Origin of the sequence: Plantibacter sp. RU18 (assembly GCF_050613355.1) — a bacterium.
Taxonomy (GTDB): Bacteria; Actinomycetota; Actinomycetes; order Actinomycetales; family Microbacteriaceae; genus Plantibacter.
Genome location: NZ_CP159618.1, coordinates 3,613,538 through 3,628,393, shown reverse-complemented (window position 1 = coordinate 3,628,393; position 14,856 = coordinate 3,613,538). Strand labels below are relative to the sequence as shown.

General features: G+C 68.7%; 7 protein-coding genes. 5 read left to right on the top strand and 2 right to left on the bottom strand.

Annotated elements, in window-relative coordinates; translation table 11 throughout:
* Positions 1–40: 40 nt before the first annotated feature.
* A complete protein-coding gene (locus ABMA10_RS17330) occupies positions 41–3,940 on the bottom strand; it encodes a glycoside hydrolase (protein ID WP_347869358.1) in 3,900 nt (1,299 codons plus the stop codon).
* Between the two features lie 188 nt (positions 3,941–4,128).
* Positions 4,129–5,169: a LacI family DNA-binding transcriptional regulator gene (locus ABMA10_RS17325; protein ID WP_431030727.1), complete on the bottom strand. Its 1,041-nt coding sequence runs from the start codon at positions 5,167–5,169 to the stop codon at positions 4,129–4,131.
* 144 nt (positions 5,170–5,313) lie between these two features.
* Between ABMA10_RS17325 and ABMA10_RS17320 the strand changes: the two genes are divergently transcribed.
* From ABMA10_RS17320 to ABMA10_RS17300, 5 genes are all read left to right on the top strand, one after another.
* Entirely contained in the window at positions 5,314–6,237 is a 924-nt protein-coding gene (locus tag ABMA10_RS17320; protein WP_347869360.1) for a carbohydrate ABC transporter permease, read from the top strand.
* Positions 6,237–7,184 (top strand): carbohydrate ABC transporter permease, encoded by a 948-nt coding sequence (locus tag ABMA10_RS17315; RefSeq protein ID WP_347869361.1) that lies wholly within the window; start codon positions 6,237–6,239, stop codon positions 7,182–7,184. The genes ABMA10_RS17320 and ABMA10_RS17315 overlap by 1 nt, the downstream gene beginning before the upstream one ends.
* A gap of 94 nt (positions 7,185–7,278) precedes the next feature.
* Positions 7,279–8,631 (top strand): ABC transporter substrate-binding protein, encoded by a 1,353-nt coding sequence (locus ABMA10_RS17310; protein WP_347869362.1) that lies wholly within the window; start codon positions 7,279–7,281, stop codon positions 8,629–8,631.
* Positions 8,632–8,762: 131 nt separating this feature from the next.
* Positions 8,763–10,526, top strand: a complete 1,764-nt coding sequence (locus ABMA10_RS17305; protein ID WP_347869363.1) for a glycoside hydrolase family 35 protein — start codon at positions 8,763–8,765, stop codon at positions 10,524–10,526.
* Between the two features lie 156 nt (positions 10,527–10,682).
* Positions 10,683–14,741: a family 43 glycosylhydrolase gene (locus ABMA10_RS17300; protein WP_431030726.1), complete on the top strand. Its 4,059-nt coding sequence runs from the start codon at positions 10,683–10,685 to the stop codon at positions 14,739–14,741.
* The last annotated feature ends 115 nt before the right edge of the window (positions 14,742–14,856 follow it).

Sequence of the window (14,856 nt, the reverse complement as noted above, 5' to 3'; positions counted from 1 at the left end):
AGCGGGCATTCGTTCGCCCGATCATCGGCGGATGGAGGGACTAGCTGCTGCGACGACGGCGCGCGACGAGGACCGAGGCGAAGCCGACCAGACCGAGCAGCAGGGCGACGACGCCGACGGTCGAGACGTCGACACCGGTGCGGGACAGCGAGTCGGTGCCGGACGCGGAACCGCCCGAGGGCGAACTCGTGCCGTTACCACCGCCGACCGCTCCGCCGCCCGTGCCCGGGCCGGTTCCCGGGTCCGTTCCAGGATCCGTCCCCGGGTCCGTGCCGGGGTCGACGACGGCCGCGAGTACCGTCACCGGAGCCGACGTGACCTCGGTTTCGGCGAAGCCCTCGGCGGACACCGTCACGCGCACGGTCAGTGCTGCGCCGGCGCTCCCTGTCGGGGGAGTGAACACCGCCTCGTCGGCACCGTCCACCACCTCGTCGTCGAGCAGCCAGCGGTAGACGACCGTCGCGTCCTCAGGATCGAGGATCACACCCGCGGTCGTCGCTACGCCCTCGCGAACGACGCCCGACAGCACCGCGGTGGCCGCAGCCGTGCGGGCGAAGGTGATCGTCGTCGACTGCGTGGTCGAGCCGTCGGCGGCGGTCACCGTCACCACGACGCCGGTGCTCGCGTCGGCAGCAGCACGGGCCGACCCTGCGGACGCCACGGTCAGCGGTTCGATCGTCACCGTCGCGTCGCGGTCGGCAGGGATCGCGTCGATCACCGGTTCACCGGACCCCGACAGCACTGCCTCGTAGGCCAGGACGGCGGGATCGAAGCCGTCGATCGGCGTGCCGTTCACCCGCAACGCGGCGAGGCTGGTCTCGGTCGACACCGTCGGCGCGAGCGCGTAGATCTCCACCTCCGACACGACCATGTGTGTGTTCGCATACGCGGTCATCACGATGCGGACGGCCGTGGTCGTCACTCCTCCGAGTTCGACGTCGACTATGGGAGCCGTGCCGTCGGCCGGAACCGGAACGGAGACGGCGCCACCGGGCGCGTCGATCCAGGTGCCCTGCGCGTCACGGTACTGCAGCGTCAGCGCGCTCGGCCAGCTGTTCGTGCCACCGTCCTTGTAGGCGTAGAACGTGACGTGTTCGACGGTCTGCTCACCACCGAGTTCGTAGCTCAGGGTGTCGCTCGCCGGCTTGTTCGACGAGCGCCAGTTCGACCAGCCCTTGTCGGTGCGCACGGAGTTCTTCGTGTTACTGGCGGGGTAGCCGGACTCGGTGGACGTCGCACTCGCGATGGTCGTGGCGTCCGGCGCGATGTTGCGTTCGCCCGGGGCCGTCACGATGATCGACAGCAGCGCGTCGATCGGTGACGCCGCCTCGTCGTTGGAGACCGCTGCGCCACTCACCCGCACCACACCGGGGTCGGCGAGGTCGGCGTCGCTCAGCGAGCTGAAGTCCCACGTGACCGGAGCATCGAAGCGGTTGGTGCTCGCCCCGATCTGCGCCGGGACCGTGGCGGGTGCGATCGCGATGACGGCGCTCGCCGGTGATCCAGCCGCGACGGTGAGCGACACGGGCTCGGTGGTGGTGAAGCCTCCGATGTCCACGGTGGCCTGCGCCGTGAACGGTGCACCCCACCCGTCGGTACCCGAGCCGTTCACGACGATGGTGCCCGGAGCGCTCCAGTCGACCGCCGCGGTGTCCCAGGTGACCGGGACCGCTGCGCCCTGCACCGTGCCGTAGAGCGGGACGACCGTCGACGGCAGTGCGGCCGGCACGCCTGCGACGGTCTGCACGAGCACCGGCTGGACGCCGGTCAACGCCGTGTCGACGAAGCTCCAGGTCTGGTTCGCGCCGTTGTTCGACTGGTAGACGCCGACGCCGGCGCCGGTGGTGGTGGATTGCCCGCCGACCTCGAGCGCCTGACTGGTGCCGACGTTCACGAGGCTCCAGTCGGCGCCGTTGGTCGTCGTCGGGATCCACTGCAGCGAGGGGGCGATCCCGGCCTGCTCTCGGCTCGCGGTCACGAGCGAGGTGCCCGCCGAGTTTGCCGACAGGAGTGCACCGGAGCTGCTGCGCACGGCGTAGCGGGCGTCACTGGTACCGCCACCCGAGAGGAGCTCGGGCGTCCAGACCTGTGCCGCGCCGGTGGTGGCATCGGACGCGCGAGGCGTGATCGTGCCGGCCGGAACGGTTCCGGAGGTCGCGGACGCCGTGAACGCCTTCGCGCTCTGCTTGCCGACGACCTGGTAGCCATGGCCGTCCTGGAACGGTGCCGCATCGGCTGCGACGCCGGTCGCACCGTCGACGAGGAAGGTCGTGACCGACTTCGCCGGGACGGTGAGCGTGGCCTGCTTCGTCACGGGATCGATCGAGACCGGCGTCCCGTGCACGAGCGCGTTCGCGGTGACGTCGTCCGCGGGGGACTCGGTCGTGACGATCGGCGTGACGGTCGCGCCGTCCGCGATGTCGGCGAACTTCGACAGGTCGATCGTGATCGTCCTGGCCGTCGTCGACGGGTTGGCGTGCACGAGGGTCGCGCCGGTGCCGTCGGCACGAAGCGCCGAGGTGGTCTGCGCGTCGGTGGACGGGATGATGTGGTCGCCCGGCTGCACATAGTGCGTGAAGTTGCGGAGCGTGTTGTACTTCGCGTTGGTCTTCACCGAGCAGCTCGGGTCGGCGTCACCGTCGGCGATCCGTCGCTCGGAGTCGCCCGCGGCGTTGCAGTCGAAGTCGATGAGCACGCTGCCCCAGTTGAGCTTCTCGACCTTCTCCATGTTGTAGAGGTCCTCGACGGGCTGCCAGAGCACCCACGCCGTCGGCTCCAGGTTGCGGAGGTCGTCGATGAGGTGCGTCGCCATGCCGATGCCGTTGTCGATGTTCGTGAGGTTGTGCTTGCCGCTGGAGTCCCAGTTGCCCTCGACCTCGCTCATCCACAATGGCTTGTCGGCCGTCTTCGCGATGTCACGCGCGACGACACTGCCGCCCTGACCGTAGCTGTGGACGTTGAGCTGCGTGACGAGGTCCTTGGCGGTCTGCGACCAGCCGTTCCAGTTCGTCGCGAAGATGCCGGGGTTCGTCTCGTCCATCGCCGAGATGACCGCCTCGGTGGAGGTGCCCTCCGCTGCGAGGCGCTCGGCGAGGGCCTTGATGACCGTGTCCTGCATGGCCGGGCCGATGTGTGCGCCCTCCTGGCGGCCACCCGATGGCCAGCCGGTGGACTGGTCGATCGTCGTGCCCCAGTAGTTCGTGTTGGGCTCGTTGAAGGGATCGATGGTGTCGAAGTCGATGCCCGTGTCGGCCTCGAGGTGGTCGACGACCGTCGTGAGGTACGTGACGAAGTCGTCGACGCTCTCGGGCTTCAGCTGCTCGCTGCCGGCGTCGAAGTTGCCCGAGACGTAGCCGCTCTCGGTCATGAAGTAGGGCGGTGAGTTGCTGAACGCCTCCCACTTGGTGATCTTGTCCTTCAGCGCGGAGAGCCACCAGCGCTGGGTCTCGTCCGCATCGAAGTCGTAGGAGGTGGGGTCCTCGGCGTCCCAGGCAGCGTCATAGCGGTCGCGGTCGGCGTAGTCGGAGGTGATCGCACCGTCGGCGTCGCTCGCACCGAGGTCGGGGTTCCACCAACCGTCGACGGCACCACCCGCGCGGAGGTAGGACGGCACGTTGCTCGCGTTACCACCACCGATGTTGTACCTGGCGATGTTGAGGTTCAGGCCGTCCTCACCGAAGACCTTGTCGAAGAGGTCCTGACGGACGTCCTCCGGGTAGTCGCCGGTCGCGTTCGCGAACCAGACGAGGCTCGTGCCCCAGCCCTCGAACGCCTCGTTCTGGTAGGCCGGGTTCGGAGTGATCGTGAGGGGAGTGCTCTCCGCCGCTGCGGCCGGAGCGGCCTCCACGGTGGCGAGAGCTGGTGCGATCGCCGCGATCCCGAGGGCGACGGCGACGGTCGCTCCGATCGTTCGTCTGCGGACTGGTGACGGCAGTGTCATCGGTGGTTCCTTCGTTGGAGGCCGTGTTGCAGGTCGATGTTCACGTGAACATTTCGCGACATGCGCGTACGGTGTTCACGTCAACATTCCGATGAGTATGTCGGCCCCCTCATCCGGGTGTCAAGTGTCCGGGCGCGGCTGAGCGTGTCGAGGTGCACTTCGACACGCTCAGTGATCGGAGTCTCCGCTCAGCGGGCGGGTGGGGGCGCGGTGCTCGCGCGGACGACGAGGCGCGTCGGGGTGAGCGGCTGCGTCGAGAGCGACGGGCCCTCCTCGATCTCGCGCAGGAGTGTGGTGATGGCCCGATGGCCGATCTCGTCGAAGTCCTGGTGCACCGTCGTGAGTGGCGGCCAGAAGGAGTCCGATTCCGGCATGTCGTCGAAGCCGACGACGCTGATGGACGCAGGGACCGCGCGCCCGCGTTCGTGCAGTGCGCGCAGCAGGCCGAGTGCCATCTGGTCGTTCGAGGCGAACACCGCCGTGATCTCGGGGCGCTCGGCGATCTGGAGGCCGATCTCGTAGCCGGACGCCGTCGACCAGTCGCCGCGGAACACCGGCGGAGGCGTGATGCCGGCAGCGCGGAGCGTGTCGCCCCAGCTCTGCTCACGCCGCGCCGCGGAGTAGGAGGTGCGGGGTCCGGCGATGTGCCAGACGCCCGAGTGTCCGAGCTCCAGCAGATGCTGCGTGGCGAGCGCCGCACCCTGGGCCTGGTCGTTGTCGACGACCGGGTAGTCGGTGCGTGTGGCGGAGTCGATGACGACGACCGGCAGGCCGACCGGGAGCTCGACGTCGGCGCCGTCGACGATGTGCGACTCGATGACGATGATGAGTCCGTCGACGTCCTGTTCGCGCAGGCGGTCGAGGGCGACGGCGACATCGCGCTGCGTCGGGTACTCCACCGGGACCACGGTGACCGAGTAACCGGCGCGAGCAGCCTGGACGGTGATGGCGTCGAGCGTGCGCATGTTGCCGTACGAGGAGAGGGTGAACATCGTGATGCCGATGCTGCGCGTCCGGCCCGAGCGAAGTGCGCGAGCGGCCTTGTTCGGGCGGTAACCCAGCTCCGTCATCGACTCGAGGACGCGGTCGCGGGTGCCGTCGTCGACGTTCGTCAGGCCGTTCGCGACGCGTGACACGGTCTGGGAGGAGACGCCGGCGTGAGCGGCGACGTCGGCCATCGATGGCGCACGTCTGGCTCGCCCGGGGGCCTGCTGCGTCGTATCCGTCATGGTCTTCCTATCGTCGCATCCATCCTTGCATGTTGACGTGAACATGCTATGGTACCGAGCAGATGTTGACGTAAACATCGTCGATTCCCCCCGAGCACGTCCCCACCGGACCTCGGCCGCCCGACCTCAGCAAGGAAGCTGCCCATGACCACCACGACCGCCCGAACCGGCCGGCCACCAGCGGTCCGCGTGCACCGTCGCGACCGCCGGGATTGGAGGGGTTGGGCGTTCCTGGCCCCCTTCATGATCGTCTTCGCGCTGATGATCATCGCTCCGCTCGTGTACGCGATGTACCTCAGCCTCTTCCAGGAGAAGCTCATCGGCGGCAACGCCTTCGTCGGTCTCGACAACTACATCCGGGTCTTCCAGGACCCGAAGTTCTGGGAGCCGTTCGGTCGCGTCGCACTGTTCTTCGTGGTGCAGGTGCCGATCATGTTGGCGCTGTCGCTCACCGCGGCCCTCGCGCTCGACAGCGCCCGCCTGCATGGCGCCGCATTCTTCCGCATCGCGCTCTTCCTCCCGTATGCGGTGCCCGGCGTCGTCGCGGCGCTCATCTGGGGCTTCATCTACGGCGATCAGTTCGGACTCGCGGGCAGCTTCAACGACCTCCTCGGCGCCAAGATCCTCGAACCGTTCAGTTCGCAGGCGATCCTCGCCTCGATCGGCAACATCGTCACGTGGGAGTTCATGGGCTACAACATGCTCATCTTCTACGCCGCCCTCCGCGTCGTCCCCGGCGAGATCTACGAGGCCGCCGAGATGGACGGAGCCGGCCAGTTCCGCACGATCTTCAACATCAAGATCCCTGCGCTCCGTGGAGCCCTCGTGATCGCGTCGATATTCTCGGTCATCGGGTCCTTCCAGCTGTTCAACGAGCCGAACCTGCTGAAGAACCTCGCCCCGAACGTCATCACGAGCAACTTCACCCCGAACATGTACGCGTACAACCTGTCGTTCGCCGGGCAGCAGTTCAACTATGCGGCCACGGTCGCGATCGTCATGGGCGTCATCACCGCCGTCATCGCCTACGTCGTGCAGGTGCGCGGCTCCCGACAGGAGAACAGCTGATGGCCACCGTCTCGAACCCGACCGTCCGTCCGCAGACGGTCTCGACGAGGACCGCCCGCAACGCGCGTGCCTTCGATCGTCCCTCCAAGGGCCGCGACCCCCGCCGCCGCCGCTCGATCGTCCTCACCATCGTCATGGCGATCTTCCTCATCTACTCGGTGGTTCCGATCCTCTGGCTCGTCATCAACGCGACGAAGTCCCAGCCGGACCTCTTCTCCTCCTTCGGCCTGTGGTTCGGCGACGGCGGCATCAACCTCTGGCAGAACATCGTCGACACCGTCACCTACCGCGACGGCCAGTTCATCGGCTGGTTCGGCAATACGCTGCTCTACGTGATCGTCGGTGCCGGTGGCGCGACCCTCCTCGCGACGATCGGCGGCTACGGGCTCGCGAAGTTCCGGTTCCCGGGCAAGCGCGCGGTGTTCGCGATCATCCTCGGGTCCATCGCGGTGCCCGGAACGGCCCTCGCCGTCCCGACCTTCCTCATGTTCAGTCAGTTCGGCCTCACGAACACGCCCTGGGCCGTCATCCTGCCGACGCTCGTCAGTCCGTTCGGCCTGTACCTCATCTGGACGTACGCGGTCGACGCTGTCCCGACGGAACTGCTCGAGGCCGCCCGCATGGACGGTGCAGGCGAGTTCCGCACCTTCTTCACGATCTCGCTCCGTCTCCTCGGTCCCGGCATCGTCACGGTGCTCCTCTTCGCGATCGTCGCCACCTGGAACAACTACTTCCTCCCGCTGATCATGTTGAGCGAACCGACCTGGTATCCGCTCACCGTCGGCCTCAGTCAGTGGAGCGCGCAAGCCACCGGCGTATCCGCCCAACCGATCTTCAACCTCGTGATCACCGGAGCGCTCCTGACCATTGTCCCGATCGTCATCGCGTTCCTCTTCCTGCAGCGCTTCTGGCAGTCCGGCCTGAGCGCCGGCAGCGTCAAGGGCTGAACCCGGATCCCCGATCCTTTCCCACCAGCACCATCCGCATCACACCGCACCACCTGCACCACCTCCTCCTCCCAATGCAGTGAAAGGAAACACCATGAAGCGCATCTCACCGTCTCGCACGGTTCTGCGCCGCACGGCCACGGCGGCCGTCGCGACCGCGATGATCGGAGCCTCGCTCGTCGCCTGCTCGTCCGGCACCGGCTCCTCGGCCTCGGGCGACGCCAAGGACATCGAGTCCGCACTCGAAGCCGGTGGCGAGCTCACCTACTGGTCCTGGACCCCGTCCGCCGAGGCCCAGGTCGCGGCGTTCGAGAAGGCCTACCCCAAGGTGAAGGTCAACCTCGTCAACGCCGGCACCAACACCGACGAGTACACGAAGCTCCAGAACGCGATCAAAGCCGGCAAGGGTGCCCCGGACGTCGCCCAGGTCGAGTACTACGCGATCCCGCAGTTCGCTCTCAGCGACTCGCTCGTGAACCTCGACGACTACGGTTTCGGCGACCTCAAGGACGACTACAGCCCGGGCCCGTGGAGCTCCGTCAACGTCAACGACGGCCTCTACGCGCTCCCGCAGGACTCCGGCCCCATGGCCATGTTCTACAACAAGACGGTCTTCGACCAGTTCGGCATCGCCGTGCCGACCACGTGGGACGAGTACATCGCCGCCGCGGCCAAGCTGCACGCAGCAGACCCGTCGAAGTACATCACCAACGACACCGGTGACTCCGGCTTCGCGACGAGCATGATCTGGCAGGCCGGCGGTCGTCCGTTCTCAGCGTCCGGCACGGACGTCTCGATCAACCTCGCCGACGAGGGATCGAAGAAGTGGGCCGACTCGTGGAACCAGCTCGTCGAGGGTGACCTGCTATCCACCGTCCCCGGCTGGAGCGACGAGTGGTACAAGTCGCTCGGCAACGGCAGCATCGCCACGCTCATCACCGGTGCCTGGATGCCCGGTGTGCTCGAGTCGTCCGTCGCCGAGGCCTCCGGCCAGTGGCGCGTCGCCCCGATCCCGACCTACGACGGCACCCCGGCGAACGCTGAGAACGGCGGCGGCGGCCAGGTCGTGCTGAAGCAGAGCAAGAACCCGGCGCTCGCCGCCGGCTTCCTGAAGTGGCTGAACAACGACGAGGACAGCGTCAAGGTCTTCCTCGACGCGGGCGGGTTCCCGGCGACGACCGCCGACCTGAACTCCGACGCGTTCCTCTCGGCCACCCCTGAGTACTTCGGCGGACAGAAGATCAACGAAGTGCTCGTCCAGGGTGCCAAGGACGTGTCGACCGGATGGCAGTACCTGCCGTACCAGGTCTACGCGAACAGCATCTTCGGTGACACCGTCGGGCAGTCCTATGCCAACAACGCCGACTTGAACGACGGCCTCGCGGACTGGCAGAAGCAGCTCGTCGAGTACGGCAACACCCAGGGCTTCACGGTCACCGAGAAGTAGTCGGCACCGAGGACTCCTCGGTACCACCACACCTGAGCACCATCGACCGCGGCCGGTCGGAGGGTCCTTCCGGACCCGTTCCGGCCGGCCGTGGTCGCTCCACCCGCACCTCTTCATCACGGAGCCCCAGCATGCCCACGTTCTCCATCGGCGCCGACGACTTCCTCGTCGACGGCCAGCCGTTCCGGATCATCTCCGGAGCCCTCCACTACTTCCGGGTGCACCCCGAGCAGTGGGCGGACCGAATCGCCAAGGCGAAGCTCATGGGGCTCAACACCATCGAGACGTACGTCGCGTGGAACCAGCACAGCCCGAAGCGCGGTGTGTTCGACACCACGGGTGTGAACGACCTCGAACGCTTCCTCGGTCTCGTCGCGGACGCCGGTCTCTACGCGATCGTCCGCCCCGGCCCGTACATCTGCGCCGAGTGGGACAACGGTGGCCTGCCCGGCTGGTTGCTCCACGACCCCGAGCTCGGCCTGCGCCGCAGCGAGCCCCGGTACCTCGCAGCCGTCCGTGAGTACTTCGAGCAACTCCTCCCGATCGTCGCGCCGCTGCAGATCGATCGCGGGGGACCGGTAATCCTCGTGCAGGTCGAGAACGAGTACGGCGCATACGGCAACGACCACGACTACCTCCGAACCCTGACGGCCTGGACGCGCGAACTCGGCATCACGGTGCCGCTGACGACGGTCGACCAGCCCACCGCGCAGATGCTCGAGGACGGCAGCATCCCGGAGCTCCACAAGACGGGTTCCTTCGGCAGCCGATCGCTCGAACGCCTTGCGACGCTCCGCGAACACCAGCCGACCGGCCCGCTGATGTGCTCCGAGTTCTGGGACGGCTGGTTCGACCACTGGGGCGAGCACCACCACACGACGCCGATCGCAGAGACCGCGGCCGACCTCGACGCCCTGCTCGCCGCCGGGGCCTCCGTGAACATCTACATGTTCCACGGCGGCACGAACTTCGGCTTCACGAATGGCGCGAACGACAAGGGACAGTTCCGCTCCCACGTGACCTCGTACGACTACGACGCCCCGCTGGACGAAGCCGGGCATCCGACGGAGAAGTTCTTCGCCTTCCGCGACGTCATCGCCAAGTACGCGGACGTCCCGACGGAGATCCCGGCGGGCGCGACCGATGCGCCGGCGTTCGCCGTGCCGTTCGAGCACGAGGTGGGATTCGCTCAGGTCGCAGACGAGATCGCGCCGCTCGCCGAGTTCTCGGAGATCCCGACGATGGACTCGCTCGGTGCGTTCAGCGGGCTCGCCCGATACCGCGCACCACTCGGCGGCCGCGGTGGCGTGCTCCGCTTCACGGAGGTCCGCGACCGGGTCGTCATCGCTGTCGACGGTGTGCCTGTCGGGGTGCTCGCTCGGGAGTTCGGTGATCGCGCGATCGTGCTGCCGGCCGGGGAGACTCTCGACCTCCTGCTCGAGAACCAGGGGCGGGTGAACTACGGCAAGCGACTCGGCGAGCCGAAGGGCATCATCGGGCCCGTCACGCTCGACGGCGTCGAGCTCACCTCATGGGGCATCGCACCCGTGTCGCTCGACGGTCTCGACGACGTGCTCGACGGGGCGGTCGCTGATCGGGTTGCAGCGGACGGAGCCATCAGCGCCGCCGGCCCGGTCTTCCTGACGGCGACCGTCGAGCTCGACGAACCGAGCGATCTCTTCCTCGACACCACGTTCTGGGGGAAGGGGCTCGTCTGGGTGAACGGCTTCCTCCTCGGCCGGTACTGGTCGCGCGGGCCACAGCACACGCTGTACGTCCCGGGCGGTCAGCTGCGCGCCGGGGCGAACCGCTTCACCGTGCTCGAGTTCCACGCCCTCACCGTGCCGGAGCTGTCGTTCCTCGCCCGCCCGTCCCTCGGCCCGGTCGAGTTCTAGCCGAAACACCTCGTCCGCCCTTCGACAGGCTCAGGGAGCCATCCGCCCCCGGCCCGCCTGCCCCTGCTCCCCGAGCCTGTCGAGGGGCACACCACCACCACGACGACCAGCACCACCACCGCAGCACCCCACGATGACGTGAAAGGACGCCGCATCATGCGACGAGCGACGAGACGAACCGACCGACACGAGCCGGACGGAGGCGCCGGGGGAGTCCGGCGGGGCCGCATCGCCTCCGCGGTGCTCGCTGTCGCGATCACGGGTGCGACCGTGCTGACCGCCGGAGTCGGCGCCCACGCGGCGACCGATGCTCCGGCGGCCACCCTCCTCAGCTGGGGTGCCCCGGCCGCACCGGCGGAGCTCGTCGGCACTCCGGTGTCGGGGGTCGCGGCGGGCCTCGGCCACGCGCTCGCCCTCGGTACCGACGGCACCGTCCACGCCTGGGGAGCAGACGGCTTCGGCCAGGCGACCGTGCCGTCCATCGACGGCCGCGTCACGCAGGTCGCGGCTGGCACCAACCACTCGCTCGCACTCACCGCTGACGGCACCATCATCGGCTGGGGACGCGATGCCGACGGGCAGGCCGCTCCGCCCGCCGACCTCGACCGCGTCCTCCGCATCGCCGCAGGCGGGCCGAACTCGGCAGCGCTCCGTGCCGACGGTTCGCTCGTCGTCTGGGGCGACAACGCGTTCGGACAGAACCGACTCCCGGCAGCGCTCGACGGCGCCGAGGTGACCGACGTGGTCGTCGGTTCGGGCTTCACCGTCGCGCTGACGGACGACGGCACCGTCGTCCCCTGGGGTCGCAGCGATGCCGGACAGCTCGAACTCCCCGCGGCGCTCGCCGACGAGGACGTCGTGCAACTCGCTGCCGGCACTGACCACGCACTCGCGCTCGCCGACGACGGGACCGTCGTCGCCTGGGGGGCCGACGGCTCCGGCCAGACCGACGTGCCCACCTCCCTCGACGGCGTCGACGTCGTCCGGGTCTTCGCTGGCCCGTACCTGTCCGGTGCGATCGCAGCCGACGGAGCCGTGACCGTGTGGGGCGCGGCCGATGCACGGGCAGCCCTTCCGGACGGTCTCCTCGCCTCCGGTGTCGCCCTCGGGGAGTCCGGTGCGCTCGCCGCTGCCGGAGCAGTACCGGTCGCCGGTGGGACGAACGGCGGGCCTGGCAACACGGTCGACTCGCTCCCCGGAACGGACCCGGGGACGGATCCGGGTACCGACCCCGGAACCACGCCGGGCACGGGTGGCGGAGCGGGACAGGCCGGTTCCGGCGGTTCCGCGGCCGACGGATCCCTCGCGACCTCCGGCGTCTCGATCGCTGGTGGCGTCATCGTGGCGGCGGTGCTCCTGCTCGCCGGCGCATTGCTCATCATCCGACGCCGACGTGCAGCAGGAACGGCGCGGGGCGAGGCAGACTCGACCGTCGACGGAACCGGAACCGGAACCGGAACCGGAACCGGAACCGGAACCGGAACCGGAACCGGAACCGGTGCAGGTCGCACCGGCGTCGCCGGCGGAGTCGTGCTCGTGCTCGCGCTCGCGCTGTCGGGAGCGCTCGTCGGTGCCGATGCGCCTCGGGCTCAGGCAGCGCCGGCCTACCCGACGCCGACCGTCGACGAGCTCGTCGCGAACGACTTCGTCCTCTACTTCGCCAACGCGGGCGCCACGGTGACCGACAGCGTCTCCCCGGGCGACCACATCGGGCTGTATCAGGCACGAACCGATCAGCCGTTCGGCGTCGATGCGACGACCGGTGCGTCGTGGGGCTACCTGACCGACGACACCTCCAAGCCGACCGCGAACGCCTCCACGGGAACCGAGAAGACCGCTTCGCTCCGCTACGACGCACCGCCGGCCGGCAGCTCTCTCCCGACCCGCTCCGTCGACTACTCCTTCGACCTCCCGGCCGGTGACTACGAGATCACGCTCGGCTTCAACCTGCCGAGTGGTTGGGCGGCCCGTCCGCTCGATCTGCGCGCAGAGGGGGAGACGCTCGCGCAGGTGACCGCCCCGTCCGGGGCGCTGCTCGAACAGCAGCTCGCGGTGCGCGTCGAGGACGGCACGCTCGACCTCGAGGTCCACAGCCCGGCCGGTCGCACCAACACCTACACCGACCCGGCGGTGAGCTACATCGTCGTTCGCGCCCCGCACACGGCCACGACCGAGGTACTCGCGGCGAAGATCCGGGCGGTCACGCTCGACGAGGGTCAGCGCGCCGGGTACGTCACCGACTCGCTCGCCGTGCTCGACGCCGCCATCGCGGATGCGCAGGCCCTGGTGGACGCGGCTTCGACCGACACCGCAGCCCTCACCGCGGCCTACGACGCGCTCTCCGCAGCGCACACGGCGCTCCGACCGATCGTCGAGTACGACTCGTTCCGCCCTGGGCAGGCGTGGGTCGACGACCAGGGCAACCCCATCCAGGCGCACGGCGGACAGGTGGTGCCCTCGACCGACGCCGACGGTCAGCCGATCTACTACTGGTACGGCGAGGACCGCTGGAACGGGTACGCGGGCAGCCGTGGTGTGCACGTCTACTCCTCGCGCGACCTCTACAACTGGACGGACGAAGGGCTCGCACTCCAGGCGCTCGCCTCCGCAGAGCAGATCACGAACGACCCGGCGGCCGCCGAACTCTACGCCGACTACACGGCGCAGCAGCGTGCCGTCGTCGTCCGCGACCTCGTCACCGTCCAGAGCGACCCGAACGTTCCCGCTGCGATCCTCGAGCGCCCGAAGGTCATGTACAACGCGGCCACCGACCAGTGGGTCATGTGGATCCACACCGACGGCCCGAGCGCGACGTCGAACGCACAGTACGCCAAGGCGACCGCCGGGGTCGCGGTGTCCGACTCGCCGACCGGCCCGTTCCGTTACGTGGACAGCTACCGCCTCAACGTCGCTCCGGAGGGGGAGCCGAACTACCAGCCGGACAGCCCGGGAATGGCGCGCGACATGAACCTGTTCACGGACGTGGACGGCACGGGCTACATCATCTACGCGAGCGAGGAGAACCTGACCCTGTTCATCTCGAAGCTGTCGGAGGACTTCATGTTCCTGTCGGCTCCGGTGGAGCGCGCGGTGAAGGGCGAGGACTTCACCCGCACCTACATCGGCGGTCAGCGGGAGGCTCCGGCGGTCTTCGTCTACGACGGCTCCTACTACCTGATCACCTCCGGTGCCACGGGATGGAACCCCAACCCGGTGAAGTACGCCACCGCGGACTCGATGCTCGGCGAATGGACGGACCACGGCAACCCCGTGAGCGGCTCCGGAGCGTCGACCACCCACGGCAGCCAGAGCACCTCCGTGATCACGATCGACGCGGCGGCCGGGAAGTTCATCTACATGGGCGACCGGTGGACACCAGCAGACCTCAAGAACGCCCCGGCGGTGTGGCTGCCGCTGGAGTTCGGTGACGACGGCTCCCTCAGCCTGAAATGGTACGAGGAGTGGACGCTCGCCGACCTCGACGGCAAGGGCAAGGTCGCCGTGGACGTCGACGTCCCCGAGACCGTGCGTCTCGGCGACGCGAGCACCCTGCCGGCGGAGGCCTCGGTCACGCAGGGCGGTGCGACGACGACGAAGGCGATCACCTGGGACACCTCCGCGCTCGCCGTGCCGGGACCGGTCACCCTCACCGGCACGATCGACGGTGTGGCCCGCCCGGTGACGCGTCAGGTCGTCGTCGTGCCGAACGACCTGGTGTACCTCGTGGACGCCGGTGGGTCCGGTTCGCCGCAGTACGACGCGATCCGCGAGGTCGCCGAAGCCGATGGCACACTGCTCAACTCGACGTTCGACCAGCCGCTCGGTGCTGACGCGACCGGCGCGAGCTGGGGCGCCGTCGGTGCCGAGACCGGCACGACCGACGGCCCGTTCGCCGAATCACTGCGCTACGTGGCGAGTACGGCGGCCGACCGCACCCTGGAGTACGCGTTCGACTCGCTCGAAGCGGGGGAGTACGACGTCTACGTCGGGCTGTACGACCCCTGGTCGCAGTGGGCGGACAACCGTCGGGCGGACATCGGCGTGAACGGCGCCACGTTGCTCGGCGCGCAACCGATCACCGGCACACCGACCGTCGCGACGCTTGCCGGTGTCGCGCCGGATGCCGACGGGCGGCTGTCGATCACGCTCGACCCCGTGGGTTCGGGTGGCGGCACCGACGTGCAGCTCTCGTGGATCATGATCGTCCGTCGCTGAACCAGCCCCGCTGGGCCGATCGTTCCCTCGCCCATTGTCGGGCGAGGGAACGTTCGTTCGCCCAACAATGGGCGAGCGAAGGGGCAGGGCACCGATGTCAGGGGCGACGGCTACC

Excerpts from the sequence above, each read along its gene's own strand:
- ABMA10_RS17320 (WP_347869360.1), top strand. The coding sequence starts at position 5,314 with ATGACCACCACGACCGCCCGAACCGGCCGGCCACCAGCGGTCCGCGTG.
- ABMA10_RS17330 (WP_347869358.1), bottom strand. The coding sequence starts at position 3,940 with ATGACACTGCCGTCACCAGTCCGCAGACGAACGATCGGAGCGACCGTC.
- ABMA10_RS17315 (WP_347869361.1), top strand. The coding sequence starts at position 6,237 with ATGGCCACCGTCTCGAACCCGACCGTCCGTCCGCAGACGGTCTCGACG.
- ABMA10_RS17325 (WP_431030727.1), bottom strand. The coding sequence starts at position 5,169 with ATGACGGATACGACGCAGCAGGCCCCCGGGCGAGCCAGACGTGCGCCA.
- ABMA10_RS17300 (WP_431030726.1), top strand. The coding sequence starts at position 10,683 with ATGCGACGAGCGACGAGACGAACCGACCGACACGAGCCGGACGGAGGC.
- ABMA10_RS17305 (WP_347869363.1), top strand. The coding sequence starts at position 8,763 with ATGCCCACGTTCTCCATCGGCGCCGACGACTTCCTCGTCGACGGCCAG.
- ABMA10_RS17310 (WP_347869362.1), top strand. The coding sequence starts at position 7,279 with ATGAAGCGCATCTCACCGTCTCGCACGGTTCTGCGCCGCACGGCCACG.